This is a genomic window from Amycolatopsis sp. CA-128772, from assembly GCF_002904295.1.
In the GTDB taxonomy this organism is placed as follows: Bacteria; Actinomycetota; Actinomycetes; order Mycobacteriales; family Pseudonocardiaceae; genus Amycolatopsis.
Genome location: NZ_PPHG01000098.1, coordinates 130,664 through 146,272, shown reverse-complemented (window position 1 = coordinate 146,272; position 15,609 = coordinate 130,664). Strand labels below are relative to the sequence as shown.

The window sequence follows — 15,609 nt, the reverse complement described above, 5'->3', positions numbered from 1 at the left end:
TCGCCCGGCCGCCGGTAGCCGGCCCGGATGGCGCGTCGCCACATCGTCGTGCGCGACGGCAGCCCACCCGATGACGGACCCGCGCCGACGTCTACCGGCCTCAGTGCCGTTTTAACAGTCGTTTCAGGTTCGCTCGATAGGAAGACGGTCAGCGACCCTGAAAGGCAGCCACTCATGATCTCTGTGCTCGTGGTGGACACCCAGCCGCTGCAGCGCTTCGGGTTCCGCATGCTGCTGGAGAACACCCCCGACACCGAGATCGTCGGCGAGGCCGAGAACAGCGCCGAGGCCGTTCGGTCGACCACCGAGCTGCGTCCCGACGTGGTGCTGATGGGCATCCGCGTGCCGGGCGCCGACGGGATCGAGGCCACCCGGCGTATCGCCGCCACCGGTGGGCGTTCGCGGATCCTGGTGTTGACGACGTTCGACGTGGACCGGTACGCGCTCGCCGCTCTGCGGGCCGGGGCGAGCGGGTTCCTGCTGAAGGACACCCGCCCGGAGGAGCTGCTCGCCGGCATCCGGGCCGTCGCCGCCGGGGACGCGGTGATCGCGCCGGCGCTGACCCGGCGGCTGCTCGACGCGTTCGGCGACCGGCTCGGCGACGACCTCTTCGGGCCCGTGCGGGAGGATCCCCGGCTGGGCTCCCTGACCGGCCGCGAGCGCGAGATCCTCGTCGCCATCGGCCACGGCCTCACCAACGGCGAGATCGCGCAACGGTTCACGCTCTCGGAGTCGACGGTGAAGTCCCACGTCGGGCGGGTCCTCGCCAAGATCGGCGCACGGAACCGGGTCCAGGCCGTCATCCTCGCCTACGACCTGAGACTCACCCGGCCGGTTCAGCGCGGCCCGGTCATGCGGTGGTGACCTGCCCGTCGACGACTCGCACCGGCACCTTGGTCAGGGGTTTTGCCGCCGGCCCGCCGGTGACCTGGCCGTCGCCGTCGAAGGTGGAGCCGTGGCACGGGCAGCGAAAGCCGGAGCCGGCGGACGTGGTGGGGCAGCCCTGGTGGGTGCAGGCGGCGAGGAACGCCAGGAAGGTGTCGGCCGAGGGGCGCACCAGGTACGCGGCGGTACCGTCCGGCGTGGTGAAGCTCGTCGAAGAACCGACGGCGACGGCGGAGACCGCGGCGATCACCGTCCCGGAGTTCGTTCCCGGGTCCGCCGGCCGGCTTGGTTCCGGATTGGTGGTGGTGCGACGGGTGAGGGCGATGACGCCGCCGCCGAGGGCAGCGGCCGCCGCGGTGATCAGGCCGCCCCAGAACAGAATGCGTCGCTCGTCGTCCGGGGTGCGGTTCGGCCGGCGGCGTCGTATCGCGGCCCGCAGGTGGGCCGTCGTGGAGAACAAGCCTGCGTCGCCGGCAATCAACAGCGGCGTCCAGGCGGCTGCGAAGACGATGTCGGCGCCGAAGTAGTACGGGCTGGTCGTCCAGCTGACGGTGAGGAAGAAGCTCAGCGCCAGCAGAAACCCGCCGAGCGCGGCGATGCGGGTGAACAGCCCGAGCAGCGTCCCCAGCCCGACAGCGACTTCGCCGAAGGCGATGACCAGGCCGAAGATGGTCGAGTTTTCGGCCGCGAAGGACACCAGCGGGCCGATCGGGGAGGGGGTCGCGGCGTGCAGCATCTGAGCGTGGACGCCGAGGGGTGAGGTGTCGTCCAGGTAGCGGGTGTCGAAGATCTTGGAGAGGCCCGCGTAGAGGAATGTGCCGCCGAGGAAGACACGCAGCGGCAGGAGCGTCCAGATCGGTGTCCGTGGTGGTGCATCGGTTCGATCCGTTGTTTCGCTGGGGGAAGCCTTGGTGGACAAGAGAAGTCACCTTTTCGTCAGGACTTGCGGGGCGAGACCGTCATGATGCCCGCGCACATCTCGTCGCTGGTGCCGTCGCCCCACACCACGTAGCGCGGCGGCAGCTTGCTCAGCTGTGGCAGCCGTTTGCGCAGCCCCGCGTCGTGCGTGCACGTCACCCGCAGCGTGTCCCCCGGATCGATGTCCACCGGCGACGGGAGCTTCACCAGCCGCTGGTTGTCGAAGTCGAACTGCGGCACGTCCAGCACCACCTTGGCGTTCGGTGTGCCGGGGTTGAGTTCGACCTTGATGGCCCGCCCGAGCAGGTGCATGTGGCCGAAGCCGGCGAACAGCGTCACCGGCGCCTCCACCCTGTGGTCGCACGTCTGGGTGTCGCCCGGCTTCGGCGCGCTCTGGCCGCACTCCGCCACCTGCTGGTCCGCGGTGCCGCCGACCTCCGGCCCGAACCGCTTCGTCACGTCCGCAATCGAGGCCGCCCGGTCACAGAGCGGACCCGACTCGCCGGCGGGGCAGGGCAGGTCGGTCGGCGCGTCGAGCGGCAACGTGTCGAGTTCCCTGGTCTGCGGCGTGCCGTCGGTCAGCCGCAGCCGCAACGCCGTGCGGTCCGACCCGCCCGGCTTGCCGTCGGTCGCGAGCAGGTTGTAGTGCATCTGGAGGATGACCAGGCTGCCCGGCTCCAGCTTGAAGCCGGCGTCCTGGGTGAACAGCGTCTCCGTGGCGCCCGGCGCCCAGGTGTCCGCCCACGTCGCCTCCCCCTCTTCCACTTCGGCGCCTTTCACGCCGGTCCCGCCGAAACACTGCCAGCCGGGGCCGGGGGTCTTCGCGTCCTGCTCGCGCACCGCGGCAGCGCCGCCCGGCGGCACCGTGTACACGATGGCGTGGTGCGCGAGAGCGACGTTCTCCGGCATGACCTGGGTCCCGGTCAGGAACGCCGTCCTGGTCAGGCCCGGATCGATCACCTGGCACCGGTATTCGTCCGTTCCACCGCCTTCCGGCGGCGCGGGCGTGTAGGCCTCGGCCATCTTCAGGTCGACGAACCGCTCGCCGGCGCGCAGCGGCTGCGGTGCAGCCGGCGGCTGGCCCGCGTGCCCGGTGTGCGAGCCGGCCGCGGGGGGCGCCGCACTGGTATCGGCCTTCGACCCGCAGGCGGCAAGAGCGACCGCCGTCGCCAGCGCCATGGTGGCCGCCCCGAACCTCCACAGTGGACTATCAGGTTTCGTCATGGCCTGAACGCTAGACCCGATTCCGTCCCGTTTCGTCGTACTGCGGTCGGCATTTTCGGGAGGACGGCGGTACGACGGTACTACTCGGCCCGAAATCACGCCCGTTTTAACGGTCGTTTCAGATTCGCCCGGTAGGAAGTCGGCGTCAGATAAGCGATACAACGCGTAGGAGGCTAGTGATGGCAGTCAACACAGCGTCGTCCGGCGATCTGCCGCCCGGTCGGTGGGCAAGCCGGTGGGTGCCGTGGCTGGTGATCGGCTTGTGGGTGGTGCTGGCCGTGTTCATGGTGCCCCTGAGCGGAAAGCTGAGTTCGGTCACCGCCGACAGCGCCGCGGTCACCCTGCCGGCCGGCGCCGAGTCCACGAAGGTCGCGGTGCTGGCGGACAGTCTCCCCGGCGGGGAGGACAACACGTTCGTCTTCGTGTACCACCGCGCCGGCGGCCTGACCGACGCCGACCGCGCGACCGTCGAACGCCACTACGACACCCTGGCCAAGCGGTACCCGCCGAAGGTGGCGGGCGCGGACGAGGGCCCGCCGACGAGACCTTCCGCCGACGGCGAGGCCATGATGTTCACCCTCGACGTGAGCACGACCTACGGCGCACCGGAGGCCATCGTCGGCCCGGTGCGTGACGCCGCGAAGGACCGCCCCGCCGGCCTGGAACTCGAGGTGACCGGCCCCGCCGCGATCGACGGTGACATGGAATCCGTCTTCGACGGCATCGACCTGCAGGTCCTGCTCATCACCGTCCTGGTCGTCGCGCTCCTGCTCGTCATCACCTACCGCAGCCCGGTGTTGTGGTTCATCCCGCTGGTGGCCGTGGGTGCGGCCGCGCTGACCGCGATGGCGACCGTCTACCTGCTCGTCAAGGGCTTCGGCATCGTGGTCAACGACCAGAACTCGGCGCTGCTGACGATCCTGGTCTTCGGCGTCGGCACGGACTACGCGCTGTTGCTCATCGCCCGATACCGGGAAGCACTGCACCACCACGAGAACGTCCGGGTCGCGATGGTCCACGCGCTGCGCAGCGCGGCGCCGGCCATCGTCGCGTCCGCGGCCACCGTGGTCGCCGGCCTGCTCTGCCTGCTTTTCGCGGACCTGAACAGCACCAGCGGGCTGGGCCCGATCGGTGCGGCCGGCATCCTGTGCGCGCTGGTGGCCATGCTGACGCTGTTCCCGGCGCTGCTCGTGGTGCTCGGCAGGCGGATCTTCTGGCCGGCCATCCCGCGGTTCGGCACGACCGTGGCGGCGAAGCCCGGGTTGTGGGGACGGCTCGGCACCGCCATCAGCCGCCGCCGCTGGGTGGCGGCGCTCGGCTCGGTCGGGGTCCTCGGCGTGCTCGCCATCGGGCTGGCGGGCAACACCGGCGCCCTGCGTCAGCAGGACCAGTTCCCGGACGCGCCCGAGTCGGTCACCGGCTTCACCGTTCTCCGCCAGCACTTCCCGGAACTCGGCGGCCAGCCGATGACGGTGTTCACGCGGCCGGCGTACCAGGAGCGGGTGCTCGACATCGTCAAGGGCACTCCCGGTGTGGCCGTGGCCGTCCCGGGTCAGTCCAGGGGTGGCTGGGCCGACATTTCCGTGTTCCCGGCGGACGCGCCGGACACCGTCGAGGAGTACGACACGATCAACCGGGTGCGCACCGCGGTGCACGCGGTGAGCGGGGCGGAGGCGATCGTCGGCGGGCCGAGCGCGGAGCACCTCGACACCGAGGTGACCACCAGCCGCGACGAAAGGCTGGTGATTCCGTTGGTGCTCATCGTCGTCCTGTTCGTCCTCGGGCTGCTGCTGCGCGCGATCGTGGCCCCGCTGATCCTGATGGCGACCGTGATCGTCTCCTTCGCGGCGGCCTTCGGCGGCAGCGTGTTCGTCTTCGACACGATCCTCGGGTTCAAGGGCATCGACTCTTCGGTACCGCTGCTGGCGTTCCTGTTCCTGGTGGCGCTCGGCGTCGACTACAACATCTTCCTGGCCAGCCGGGCCCGGGAGGAAACCGTGCGTCTCGGCACCAGGGAGGGCATGCTGAAAGCGCTCTCCGCCACCGGTGGCGTCATCACCTCGGCCGGGCTGGTCCTGGCGGCCACGTTCGCGGTCCTCACCACGCTCCCGCTGGTGATGCTGGTCGAGGTCGGGTTCCTGGTCGCCTTCGGCGTGCTGCTCGACGCCCTGCTGGTGCGGTCGGTCCTGGTGCCCGCCCTCACCCTGCTGATCGGACGGCGGCTGTGGTGGCCGAGCCGGCTGTCCCGGCCGGCGGAGCTGCCAGGCGGTCAACGGCGGCTCGCGGACGACGAGGAGCCTGCGCTGCAACGGTGAGCGCGCCGGCACGGACGAGACCCGGGACGGGGCTCCAGGCCCGTCCCGGATCTTCCTGGGCCCGAGAGCCGCGCCGCCGGAGCGGGTCAGCGCACCGCGGTGTCCTCCCCGGCAAGCCGCGCGATCGGGGCGGGCGGGGCCGCGGCCGGAAGGTCGACCCGGAGCAGTGCGCCGCCGCGTGCGGAGCGGGCGACGGTGACCCGGCCGCCGTGGGCGTCGACGACCCGCTGCACGATCGACAGCCCCAGGCCGGATCCCGGCAACGCCCGGGCGCTGTCGGCACGGTAGAACCGGTCGAACACCCGCGGCACGTCGGCGGCGTCGATGCCCGGCCCGGCGTCGTCGACCTCGAGCACCGCCGACGCGCCCTCGGCACGGAGCCGGACTCCGACCGGCTGGTCCGCGGGAGACCACTTGCCGGCGTTGTCGACGAGGTTGAGCACCGCCCGTTGGAGGCCGGCGGGACGCCCGCTCACCCACACGGAGGTCACGTCGAGCGCGACCTCGATGTCGGGCACCCGGGACCGCGCCCGGGTCGCGGCGGCCACCACCACGTCGGCGAGGTCGAGCACCTCGGTGCTCTCGTCGCTGACGTCACCGCGCGCCAGGTCGGTCAGCTCGGCGGCCAGGGTGCTCAACTCGGCCACCTGGGCGCCGAGGTCGTTGAGCAGCCGGGTCCGGCTCTCCGGCGGCAGCGCGCTGTCCAGGGTGCCGCGCCGATCGAGCCGGATCAGCAGCTCGACGTTGAGGCGCAGGCTGGTGAGCGGGGTCTTGAGCTCGTGGGCGGCGTCCTCGGCGAGCAGCCGCTGGGCCCGCCGGGAGTCCCGGAGCGCGGCGAGCATGTCGTTGATCGACCGGATCAGCCGCCGGATCTCCCCGCCGCCCTCGTCCGGGATGGCGGCGTCGAGGTCCCGGGTGTGCGCGACCCGGGCCGCGGCGGCGGCCAGCCGGTCGATCGGGGCCAGCCCGGTCCGCGCCACGGTCCGCCCGACCAGGGCGCCGCCGGCCACGCAGAACAGCCCGATCAGCAGCATGCCCCACCCGAACCGGTTGTTCCGGCTGCCATCGGTGACGCGGGCCGCCTGGACCGCGCCGTCGCCCGCCCGCAGCGTGTAGACGAGGTAGCCGTCGTCGTCGCTGCCGGTCGATTCCACCAGGTCGGCCGACGCGCCCTGCGCCACGCGCCCGGCGGGCTCGCTGACGGCGGGCAGCGCGGGCTGGCCGGGCGGCGTCCGGGTCGAGCCGTCGGGCAGGATGACCCGCACCAGCCCACCGGATCCGGGGTACGGCGGTAGCGGGACCTGCGCCAGACCGGCGCGCTCGGCGTTCGCCGCCAGGACGCGGGAGTCGGCGCGCAGCTCGTTCTCGGCGGTGTCCTGCAGCTCCCGGTCCAGTAGCTCGATGGCCACCTGGAAGGCCACGAACACGCTGAGCGCGATGGCCGTCGCCGCGATCACCGTCATCCTGGTCCGCAGGGACCGCCGGCGCCACCACCGGGTCAGCCGGCGCGAGCCCCGCCTGCTCACGGAGGAGTCTCCCGCAACGTGTACCCCAAGCCGCGCAGCGTGTAGAGCAATCGCGGCTCGCCCCCGGCTTCCATCTTGCGGCGCAGGTAGCTCACGTACACCTGGAGGTTGTTGGCGGTGGTGCTCATGTCGAAGCCCCAGATCGCCTCGAACAGCGCGTCGCGGGTCAACACCCGGGTCGCGTTGCGCACAAGGACCTGCAGCAGGGAGAACTCGGTCCGGGTCAGGCGGAGCGGCCGCCCGCCCCGCCACGCCTCGAACCGGTCGGGATCGACCCGGACGTCGGCGAACGACAGGATCTGCGACTCGTCGTCGCCCGGCGCGCGGCGGCGCAGCAGGGCCCGCACCCGGGCCAGCAGCTCCTCGGTGGCGAACGGCTTGGGCAGGTAGTCGTCGGCGCCCGCGTCCAGCCCCGCGACCCGGTCGGAGACCTGATCCCGGGCGGTCAGCATCAGCACCGGCAGGTCCCGGCCCGCCGCCCGCAACCGCCGGCAGGTCTCCACCCCGCCGAGGCGGGGCATCATCACGTCGAGGATCAGCAGATCCGGCGCGTCGTCACCGATCCCCTCGATCTCGCTGAGCACGGCGAGACCGTTGGCGACGGTGCTGGTGTCGTAACCCTCGACCTGGAGCACCCGCTCCAGCGACTCACGGATGGCCGCCTCGTCATCCGCGATCATGATCCGCACGCCGGCCCGCCCCTTTTCCGTCGACGCTTTGCCGCTCATCCTCCCCGAGCAACCTGAAGCCAGCATTAAAGCCGGGCTGAAAACGCTCAGTGATGGTGATCGCGGGCGAACTGGGCCGGCGTCCGGCCGTAGTGGCGACGGAACATCCGGATGAAGTGGCTGCTGTCGGCGAACTGCCAGTGTGCCGCGAGCTCCGAAACCGTGGGAGGGGACGGCGAGAGGAGCGCGCGGCGCGCCTGCTCGAGGCGACGTCGGCGGATGTACGCCGCGACGGGCTCGCCGGTTGACGCGAACGCCCGGTGCAACGTTCGCAGCGAAACCTTGAGGTGGCGCGCCAGCAGCGCCGGTGTCAGGTCCGGGCCGGTGAGCAGCTGATCGGCGAGGTCGCGGGCCGCTTGGACCAGCGGGCCGGCCAGGCCGGGTTCGGTGCCGTCGAAATACCCGTGCAACACCCCGCGGACCAGCTCCACCAAGGCGTTGCGGCCGGCGTGGACGCCGCCTTCGCTGAGGTCGCCGAGTGTCGCGTGGACGGCAGTCGTGTGTGCCAGCAGCATACGAACTTCCGCGGCGGCGACCGGGCCGGTCGCCTGCGTGCCGTCGGCGAACAAGCCCAGCGCCCCGGCGGGCAGCCCGATCACCTGGGCGGTGGTGCCCGCGGCGACGTCGTAGCCGGTGACCCCGGTCGAGCGGCTCAGCAGGAACCGGCCGGCGTCGACAGCTATCGTGTCGCGTTCACGCCTGAGGACGTAGGCGCCACGGTGCACCACGTAGAGCCGCAGTTCGCCGAGGTCGGGAAGCGCGGAATCGACCCGTACCCGCGTGGCGGTTTCGAAGTCGGTGATGACCGAGTCCCCGACGCGGGAAGCGAGACCACGAACGACGGCTCCGGCGGTGGCTTCGTGGTGGAACGCGGGCAACGTGAACCCGTCGCCGACCTGCGCTTCCCAGCCGTCGCGGAAGGCGTCGACCCCGAACCGTTCGGTGTCCAGCCGAACCGAGCCGCGTACCGAGTCCACCCGGCCATCCAACCACGTGGCACGCATCGTCGATCGGGACGGCACGCGTGTCCAAGACCGCGGGGGCAACGGCTTCCTAGGGTCGGCACGTGGATCCGAAAACCTATCTGCACCTGTACTTGCAGCAGGTGCGCGACGTCCTGGTGTGGAAACTCGACGGCCTGTCCGAGTACGATGCGCGCCGGCCGCTCACCCCGACCGGAACCAACCTGCTCGGGCTGGTGAAACACCTGACGGGCAACGAGTTCGGCTACTTCGGCGAAGTGTTCGACCGGCCCGCGCACGCGGGCGAGTGGCTGGTCGACCGCACTCAATCAGAGGACTTCCTCGCCCGTCCCGAGGAGACGCGCGAGGACATCATCGCGCAGTACAAGCGGTCGTGGGAGCACGCTGACGCCACCATCGCGGCGCTCGATCTCGACTCACCCGGCAAGGTGCCCCACTTCCCCGAAGGCATGCGCGAGGTGACCTTGCACTGGATGCTCGTGCACATGATCACCGAGACCTGCCGGCACGCCGGGCACGCCGACATCGTCCGCGAGCTCATCGACGGCCGCGCCGGCTACCACCCCACGGTCAGCAACCTTCCCGACGGGGGGTCCGGGTTCCACGATCGTGTCGAGACCGCGGCACGTGCGGCCGCCCGCATCACCGGCGACCGCACGCGGTAGCCGGGCTCCCGGCAAAAATACCGACCACGATGCCGGTCCCGGCGTGTTTCATTGCCCGCATGGTGAAGAAGCTGGCCACCGGGGTGGCCGTCGTGACAGCCGCCATCGCCCTCGCCGCCCCCGCCCACGGGGCGACGAGGTACCACCAGCAGTCCGTCTCGGGCGCAAGCCAAGCCGAATGCAACGCGGCCGGAAACCAGCTGGCCCAGCAGAAGCAAGCCCAGGGTTACCTGGTCACCTGGGTCGGTTGCGCACACCAGAACTTCCACTGGGAGGGCGCTGTCTACTGGTCCGACTGACACGCCGGGGTCGTGCGGGGCTACGCCGGGTTCTCCGCGACGGCGAGGTAGTCCGTGTAGATCTGCGGTGAGCCCGAGAACGAGGCCAGCTGCTTCCACTCCTCGTACATCTGCTTGGTGTCGCGGTGGGCAGCCGCGAACTCCGCGGCCTCGCCGGTGGCGATGTCGGGCTCGGGGTAGAAGACGTCCAGCGCGTCCAGGCTCGCGATCTCCATCATCATCACGTACTGGTCGAGGCGGTTGCCCCGCTCGCCCTTGAGCACGTGGAACCGCCAGTCCGGGTAGTCGTCGATCCGGTGGTGGTTCTCGGCGATGAACCGGTCGAACACCTCCTCGGTCACACCGGCGCGCAACGCCAGGTTGTGGATCCCGACGACCCGGGCGACGGGCTCCTCCCCCGGGCGGTCGCGGTAGCGGGGGCCGGGCGTGACCGTGCTGCGCGGATTGTCGGCCAGCAGCCGGTAGTCGGTGAACAACGTCGGCAGCTCGGCGAACGTGCCCAGCCGCCGCCACCGCGCCAGCACCGCCTCCGCCTCCGGGTGCCGCGCCCAGAACGCCCGGGCCAGGTCGGTCTGCTCACCCCGGGCGGTGACGTAGCGGTCGCGCTGCTCGGCGCTCTCGATCTCGTACAACATCAGGTACTGCCCGGTCCGGTCCCCACGCAACCCGCGCAGCAGAGTCCACCGCCACCCCGGGTACAAGGGCAGGTGAACGCCTTCATCACGCACGAAGGTCTCGAACTCCTCCGGCGTGACACCAGCCTCCGTGTCAATGGCGATGTACTGGAAGGTGAACACCGACGAGCGTCCCATTGCGCGTCCAATCCTCGGGCCGGGAAGGGGATCGCGCGTCCGACGAGCACGACTCCCCCGCACCACATCCTGCCCGCTCCGAAGCCACGGGGCCCGCCAGCCCTCGCGCGACGGCGCGATCACCGGTGCGCCGGTCGCGTCCCGGATCGCCGACACGCTGACGCCGGGTGCGGGGCCGCGTCGTCGCCGCCAGCCTCATCGGCACACCGCCGAGTGGTACGACTTCTTCCTCGACGGCTCCGCCGAGCGCCGCGGCTTCTGGGCCGGCCGGCCCCAGGCCGGCGTCCCGGTCGGCAACCTGCTCGCGACCGCCGTCCTCGCGATCCTCGCCGCCACCATGGACAACGCGACGTTCCTGTCCGACCTAACGCACGACCAGTCCAGGAACCCGGTCATCCGCGCCCACGACCGGACCTGAGGGCGCGAACCCCTTCGACGTAGGCGTTGCTCGCCGGCAAGTACAGCAGCACCAACCCGATCACCGTGGACACGAAGCCGACCACCTCGACGACGATGACCGACACAGCCACGCCCGTGAGCTGCACCTGCCGGCCACGCTCGGCCAGGCAGAGCATCGAATGCGCGACGGCCGCGACAAGCAACGGCGAAACCCGCAGCCCCTCTTCGGGCCGCGACCACACCTCATCCGGGGAAGAGCGAGGTGTCGGGGAGCTCGAGCCATTCCAGGTCCATCGGCACCAGCGTCGTCGACAGCACCAGCTCCCGCAGCAGGTTCACGGTCAGGGTCAGCCCCACCGGCTCCCCCACCTCCTCCCGCCGCAGCCCGTGCACCCCGGCGTCGGAAAGCCGCTGCCGAACCCGGGAAACGAGGTGTTCGACGCGCTTGGCCGTCCAGTTCTCGCCAGGCCGTCGTTCGGCGAGCTCGGCGGCCGCCTGCTGACGGGACAGCGGCAGCGGGTGGGGGTCGTAGCCGAGGTAACGCTGCCCGAGCACTGCCAGCACGACGTGCTCCTCCGGGGACAGCCGCCAGCGTTTCGGCGGGGCCGTCGGGTGCGTCGGGCGGCGCGTGGCGGCGCCGGCCTCGCCGTCGGACACGAGCAGCTCCAGCACGTGCTCGCGGGAACCGCGCAGGAACAGCGCGGTGTAGCCGTCGGCCAGCGGCAGCGGTTCGCTGTCGCGGTGCAGCAGGACGTTGTCGGACAGCCGGATCGGCGAGCGGCCGGTGTTGCTGAGCCACCAGCGGTCCTTCTCTCGCACGAGCAGCCCGTGGACCCGGCTGATCCGCACGTCCTCCTCGCCGACGCAGACGTCGACCTCCAGCCGGTTGCGCCCGAAGGTCAACCGGGTCCCCGTCACCGGCGGCACCGCGACGCCGCCGGTGACGGCGAGTGCGCTCAACGTGCCCGGCACGCCCCCGTCGACGCCGTGACGCAGGCTCCGCCGGCGGTGCGGGTCGAGACGTCCGGTGGTCACGGCCGCCTCCGTTCGCCGGCGCCGACGAGGTGGTAGCCGCCGTGAGCCGGGTCGGCGAATCCCGGGTTCCCGGCGAAGTTGTGGTCGGCGCCGACCGGCCCGTCACCGAACACGTTGTTCCGCAGGGTGTTCCGCACGGCGAACCGGTCGGCGCCGCGGAACCGGATGGGGTGGCCGGGGGACCCGTCGCCTTGGGTGGCCAGGTCGCCTGCATGGCCACCCGCCTCGATTGCGACAGTGTCCCCCGGCCGGGCCGCGTCGGCCGCCGCCTGGACGCTGGGGTCCGTCCCGTGCGGGCCGACACGCCGGGTGCGCGGTCCCGGTCCGGCGGCCCCCTCGACCGTCGGACCGGCGGTGGCCACCGCCAGGAGCGCCACCCCGGCCAGTACCCGTATCGACACTTCTCGTCCCGTCTTCCTGCGGCCGGTTCCCGGCCCCCGCTCTTTCTAGCCGGGGGTGCCGGGGACCGGTCCCCGGTTCACGGCAGCCGCCGGACGAGGACCTCCGCGAGCGAGCGCGCGGTCGCGCACAGCGCGTCCCCACCGGCCGCCGCGGTGTCCTCGACGGAGACTGCGGCGACCTCCTCCCGTTGCTGGGGAGTGCCGGGCAGGACCGCCAAGGGCGCGGTATAGGGGCGGTGCACGACCTTGACGGCGCACTCCGGGTTCCCGCCCGGTACCGGCGCCACGACGGCCGTGCGGTTCCCGATGCGGATCCGGTCGCCCGGCACGTCCTCGTCCGCCTCGATCGGCCATTCCCGGCTGTACTCGACGGTGATCGTGCGCGGAACGTGTTCCCAGCTGCAGCTCCAGCCGCCGAACCCGCGGTCCGGTTCCTTGACCCGGCCCAGCACCCCCGACGTCGTCGCTTCGTCGAGCAGGCCACAGGCGTCGACGCGCGCCAGTGACCAGTCCGGGAACGGCTGGGTACGCCGCGGCAGCGGACCGTTGGCGAGCGTGGCCAGCACACCGGACAGCACCGACTCCGAGAAGGAGCAGAACGGCGCGTTCTTCGCGTCCGTCACCGCGCGCGAGGTGACGACGATCCGGTTGGCGTCGGCCAGCGAAATGGCGCGCTCGCAGGAGCCGTCGTGGGCCTCGGGATACTCGATTTCGCCCATCTTGCCGGGCACCGGCGGGCGGGGCGGGTACCGCAGCGGGCCGGTCAGATCGAGCCGGGTCTGCACCTGCCCGGTCTTGTCGGCCAGCGTGGTCGTGACGATGCAGGTGCTGAAGTTCAGGACCTCGGGGTCCACGAACGGCTTGCCGAACCCGGTGAGCGAGTTGAGCGCGATCGCCGCGCACGGGTCCGTCGCGGCCGGATCGGCGCCGAGGGTGTTCGCTCCGGCCGAGGCGCCGCCGGTGGTGGTCGTCCCCAGCCACCGGACCAGGACGAACCCGGCCACCAGCGCGGCCACCACCGCCACTGCGGCCCCGGCGAGCAGCCGCCGGCGCAGGCGGCGTCGGGGCCGCCGGGGCGCGGGCGCGTCCGCGGTGAGCAGCGTGACCGCTTCGGCGGCGCCAGGCCGATCGGCCGGATGCCGGGCCATGAGCGCGGCGAGCACCGGCTCGAACCGCCCGGCGCGTTCGGCGGGCGCGTACCGTCCGCCCGCGGCGCGGCGCATCTGCGCGAACGGGCCGTCCTCCCCCGATCCCCACGGCGAGCGGCCTTCGATCGCGGCGTAGAGGGTGGCCCCCAGCGAGAAGACGTCCGAGGCGGGCCCGGCTTCGGCGCCGTCGGCCACCTCCGGCGCGACGTACCCGAGCGTGCCGGTGAGCTGCGCGCCGCCGGTGCGGGTGACCTCGGTCCAGCGGGCGATGCCCAGGTCGGTCAGCTTGGCGACATCGTCCGCGGTCACCAGGACGTTGCCCGGCTTGACGTCGCGGTGGACGATGCCGCGGGCGTGCATGTCCGCGAGCGCCGCGGCGAGCTGCGCGCCGATCCGCCGGACCCGGTCCTCCGGCAGCGGGCCCCCGTCGTCCACCAGCTCCTCGAGGCTCCGGGCGGCCAGGTATTCCGTGACCAGCCATTGGGCGTCGCCGTCGCCGACCGTGTCGAACACGGTGACGACGTTCGAGTGCAGCAGCCCGGCGCCGATCCGCGCCTCGCGGCGGATCTGCCCGGCGTCCTCGCTCAGGGCCCGCTTGAGCGTTACCTGCCGGCCGAGTTCGAGATCGACCGCCCGCCAGACAACGCCCATGCCACCCCGGCCGAGCTCCTCCTCCAACCGGTAACGGTTGGCCACGACCCTCCCCTTGTCCACCCCGGGAGTGTACGAAATCCCGTGTCGGACCGCTAACCCCGCGTTACCGGTCCCCGCATCCAGCCGGATACTCGGCAAGCAGCACCCGTAGCGGGGAGTTGTGAGGCAGCGGTGACCAAGACCGGCGAGTACCCGCGGGTGCATCCGGCCTGCGTCCACGGCGAGTAGCTCGTCACGGCCACGACCACCATCCGGTACTCGCTGAGCGACATCCCGGTTCCGCGACCTGGCACCGGTCTCGTCGAAGCCACCGCGACTTGCGGCTCGTGCGGAAGCCGTCTGCGGGTGCGCGTGTTCAGTTCTGCCGCACTCGGCAAACCGGACGCACTGCCGTACGTGCTGCCGATGGTCACCGAAGTATTGGGCCTCGGCGCGGCGGTCGTCGGAGCGATGTTCTTCTTCACCGACGACGGTGTCCGGCTCACCTCGTTCTGGGGTGACACCGGCCACCGCCTCCGCCACTGGTGACAGGACGAAAAACGCTTTTGGCTTCTAATTCCCCTATACGGCTTTCCGGATTTGCGGATGCTTCATCGGGAGTTTGCCGATTGTCGCGTGGGATGCTCGCCCGACAAGCAAGGTTGACCGCGCTACATTCACTGCGTGACCTCAATCCACCCGCGGGAGCTCGCCGACCTCGATCTGTACGCGGTCTGGGTCTCCGCGGCGGAGCTGACCGACCGGTTCGACCCGTTCCGGTTCGAGCACCGGATGGCGGCCTACCGGCGCCTGATCGACGCCACGAACTCGGGCGGGCTGTTCGGGGCCGACAACCGGCACAATCCCCTGTGGGCCTGGGCTTTCCAGCTGCAGTGGCAGTGCCGCACCGGGCGGCTGGGAGCCACCACACACGTCGACGGAACCATCGATCCGGACGCGCCATGGGCCTACGGCAACTACACGCTGAGCGTGGTCCCGTGGCTCGGCGCCGAGAAGGCCGGTGTGGTCGCTCCGCTCGAAATCGCCGACGCCCCCGGCGCGGCGCGGTTCCGGTACGTGCGGGGCGGCGCGGTCCCGGACGAGCTCGCGCCCAGCGTCGAGCAGTGGCGGCGCTACTTCGCGATGGTCACCGGCACCCCGGCCACGACGGACCTCGAACCGCTCCGGGTCGCGCTGTGGAAGGCGCACAAGACCTGTCTCGACGTCGTGGTCACCAAGATCGCCGACATCGACCCGGCTCCTTGTTCGCCGCTCGAACTGACGTTCCTGCGTGGCTGGTGCCGGATGGTCGACTACCTCGGGGCGGCGGCCTGGCGGACCGACTTCGGCTTCATGACCGAGCACGGCCTGGACGTGCTGCCGGAAATCCTGCTCGAGCAGCGTTCCGACCTGCGCACACTTCCGGACCGGGTCCGGCGCAACGTCGCCAACGTCATCCGCCTGGCCACCACCTCGCCCCGCCGCTACGCGCTGAACCTGTGGCTGTGGCGGCGGATCATGCGCACCAGGGCCGCCCGGGACGAGGTGCTGATCCTGCTCGACGCCTTATTCGCCCCCCGGCGGGACAACGCCGCCGCCCGCCGGCGGATGCTCGGGCACCTGCTGCGTCCGTGACCC

17 protein-coding genes are annotated in these 15,609 nt (G+C 71.5%); 7 read left to right on the top strand and 10 right to left on the bottom strand.

Annotation, left to right across the window (positions count from 1 at the left end):
- Nucleotides 1-174 precede the first annotated feature (174 nt).
- Nucleotides 175-864 carry a response regulator transcription factor gene (locus C2L59_RS45870; RefSeq protein WP_103355854.1) on the top strand — a complete coding sequence of 230 codons (690 nt, stop codon included), beginning with the start codon at nucleotides 175-177 and terminating at the stop codon, nucleotides 862-864.
- Here C2L59_RS45870 and C2L59_RS45865 read toward each other — a convergent pair.
- Together C2L59_RS45865 and C2L59_RS45860 are read right to left on the bottom strand one after the other, a co-directional pair.
- Nucleotides 851-1,804, bottom strand: coding sequence for a TQO small subunit DoxD (locus C2L59_RS45865; RefSeq protein WP_103355853.1), 954 nt, complete (start codon nucleotides 1,802-1,804; stop codon nucleotides 851-853). The genes C2L59_RS45870 and C2L59_RS45865 overlap by 14 nt on opposite strands.
- 17 nt (nucleotides 1,805-1,821) lie before the next feature.
- Nucleotides 1,822-3,027, bottom strand: coding sequence for a monooxygenase (locus tag C2L59_RS45860; protein ID WP_103355852.1), 1,206 nt, complete (start codon nucleotides 3,025-3,027; stop codon nucleotides 1,822-1,824).
- 179 nt (nucleotides 3,028-3,206) lie between these two features.
- Between C2L59_RS45860 and C2L59_RS45855 the strand changes: the two genes are divergently transcribed.
- Nucleotides 3,207-5,342 carry an MMPL family transporter gene (locus tag C2L59_RS45855; protein ID WP_103355851.1) on the top strand — a complete coding sequence of 712 codons (2,136 nt, stop codon included), beginning with the start codon at nucleotides 3,207-3,209 and terminating at the stop codon, nucleotides 5,340-5,342.
- Between the two features lie 86 nt (nucleotides 5,343-5,428).
- On the opposite strand, the gene C2L59_RS45850 is transcribed toward C2L59_RS45855, so the two are convergent.
- The 3 genes from C2L59_RS45850 to C2L59_RS48400 form a co-directional block, all read right to left on the bottom strand.
- The gene (locus C2L59_RS45850; protein ID WP_103355850.1) at nucleotides 5,429-6,868 is read right to left on the bottom strand and encodes a HAMP domain-containing sensor histidine kinase; all 1,440 of its coding nucleotides are present in this window, start codon (nucleotides 6,866-6,868) and stop codon (nucleotides 5,429-5,431) included.
- Complete coding sequence (locus C2L59_RS45845; protein ID WP_103355897.1) at nucleotides 6,865-7,557, bottom strand: response regulator transcription factor; 693 nt, start codon at nucleotides 7,555-7,557, stop codon at nucleotides 6,865-6,867. The genes C2L59_RS45850 and C2L59_RS45845 overlap by 4 nt, the downstream gene beginning before the upstream one ends.
- 86 nt (nucleotides 7,558-7,643) lie before the next feature.
- Nucleotides 7,644-8,573, bottom strand: a complete 930-nt coding sequence (locus C2L59_RS48400; protein ID WP_199199785.1) for a helix-turn-helix domain-containing protein — start codon at nucleotides 8,571-8,573, stop codon at nucleotides 7,644-7,646.
- A gap of 89 nt (nucleotides 8,574-8,662) precedes the next feature.
- Here C2L59_RS48400 and C2L59_RS45835 point away from each other — a divergent pair, with 89 nt between their 5' ends.
- Nucleotides 8,663-9,244: a DinB family protein gene (locus C2L59_RS45835; protein ID WP_103355849.1), complete on the top strand. Its 582-nt coding sequence runs from the start codon at nucleotides 8,663-8,665 to the stop codon at nucleotides 9,242-9,244.
- 59 nt (nucleotides 9,245-9,303) lie between these two features.
- Complete coding sequence (locus C2L59_RS45830; protein WP_146060537.1) at nucleotides 9,304-9,543, top strand: hypothetical protein; 240 nt, start codon at nucleotides 9,304-9,306, stop codon at nucleotides 9,541-9,543.
- Nucleotides 9,544-9,563: 20 nt separating this feature from the next.
- Here C2L59_RS45830 and C2L59_RS45825 read toward each other — a convergent pair whose 3' ends face one another.
- Nucleotides 9,564-10,340 carry a hypothetical protein gene (locus C2L59_RS45825; RefSeq protein ID WP_233224083.1) on the bottom strand — a complete coding sequence of 259 codons (777 nt, stop codon included), beginning with the start codon at nucleotides 10,338-10,340 and terminating at the stop codon, nucleotides 9,564-9,566.
- Between C2L59_RS45825 and C2L59_RS47680 the strand changes: the two genes are divergently transcribed.
- Nucleotides 10,315-10,773 (top strand): hypothetical protein, encoded by a 459-nt coding sequence (locus tag C2L59_RS47680; protein ID WP_158263163.1) that lies wholly within the window; start codon nucleotides 10,315-10,317, stop codon nucleotides 10,771-10,773. The genes C2L59_RS45825 and C2L59_RS47680 overlap by 26 nt on opposite strands.
- On the opposite strand, the gene C2L59_RS45815 is transcribed toward C2L59_RS47680, so the two are convergent.
- From C2L59_RS45815 to C2L59_RS45800, 4 genes are all read right to left on the bottom strand, one after another.
- Nucleotides 10,748-10,996: a hypothetical protein gene (locus C2L59_RS45815; RefSeq protein WP_103355845.1), complete on the bottom strand. Its 249-nt coding sequence runs from the start codon at nucleotides 10,994-10,996 to the stop codon at nucleotides 10,748-10,750. The two genes, C2L59_RS47680 and C2L59_RS45815, sit on opposite strands and share 26 nt — an antisense overlap.
- Nucleotide 10,997: 1 nt before the next feature.
- On the bottom strand, nucleotides 10,998-11,789 hold the full coding sequence (locus tag C2L59_RS45810; protein WP_233224082.1) for an FHA domain-containing protein: 792 nt from the start codon (nucleotides 11,787-11,789) through the stop codon (nucleotides 10,998-11,000).
- Nucleotides 11,786-12,190, bottom strand: a complete 405-nt coding sequence (locus C2L59_RS45805; RefSeq protein ID WP_146060536.1) for a hypothetical protein — start codon at nucleotides 12,188-12,190, stop codon at nucleotides 11,786-11,788. Before C2L59_RS45805 ends, C2L59_RS45810 begins: the two co-directional genes overlap by 4 nt.
- Before the next feature lie 77 nt (nucleotides 12,191-12,267).
- A complete protein-coding gene (locus tag C2L59_RS45800) occupies nucleotides 12,268-14,052 on the bottom strand; it encodes a serine/threonine-protein kinase (RefSeq protein ID WP_158263161.1) in 1,785 nt (594 codons plus the stop codon).
- 291 nt (nucleotides 14,053-14,343) lie between these two features.
- On the opposite strand from C2L59_RS45800, the gene C2L59_RS47675 reads away from it, so the two are divergent.
- Entirely contained in the window at nucleotides 14,344-14,520 is a 177-nt protein-coding gene (locus C2L59_RS47675; RefSeq protein ID WP_158263160.1) for a hypothetical protein, read from the top strand.
- 135 nt (nucleotides 14,521-14,655) lie between these two features.
- Entirely contained in the window at nucleotides 14,656-15,606 is a 951-nt protein-coding gene (locus C2L59_RS45790) for a Leg1-related protein (protein WP_103355841.1), read from the top strand.
- The last annotated feature ends 3 nt before the right edge of the window (nucleotides 15,607-15,609 follow it).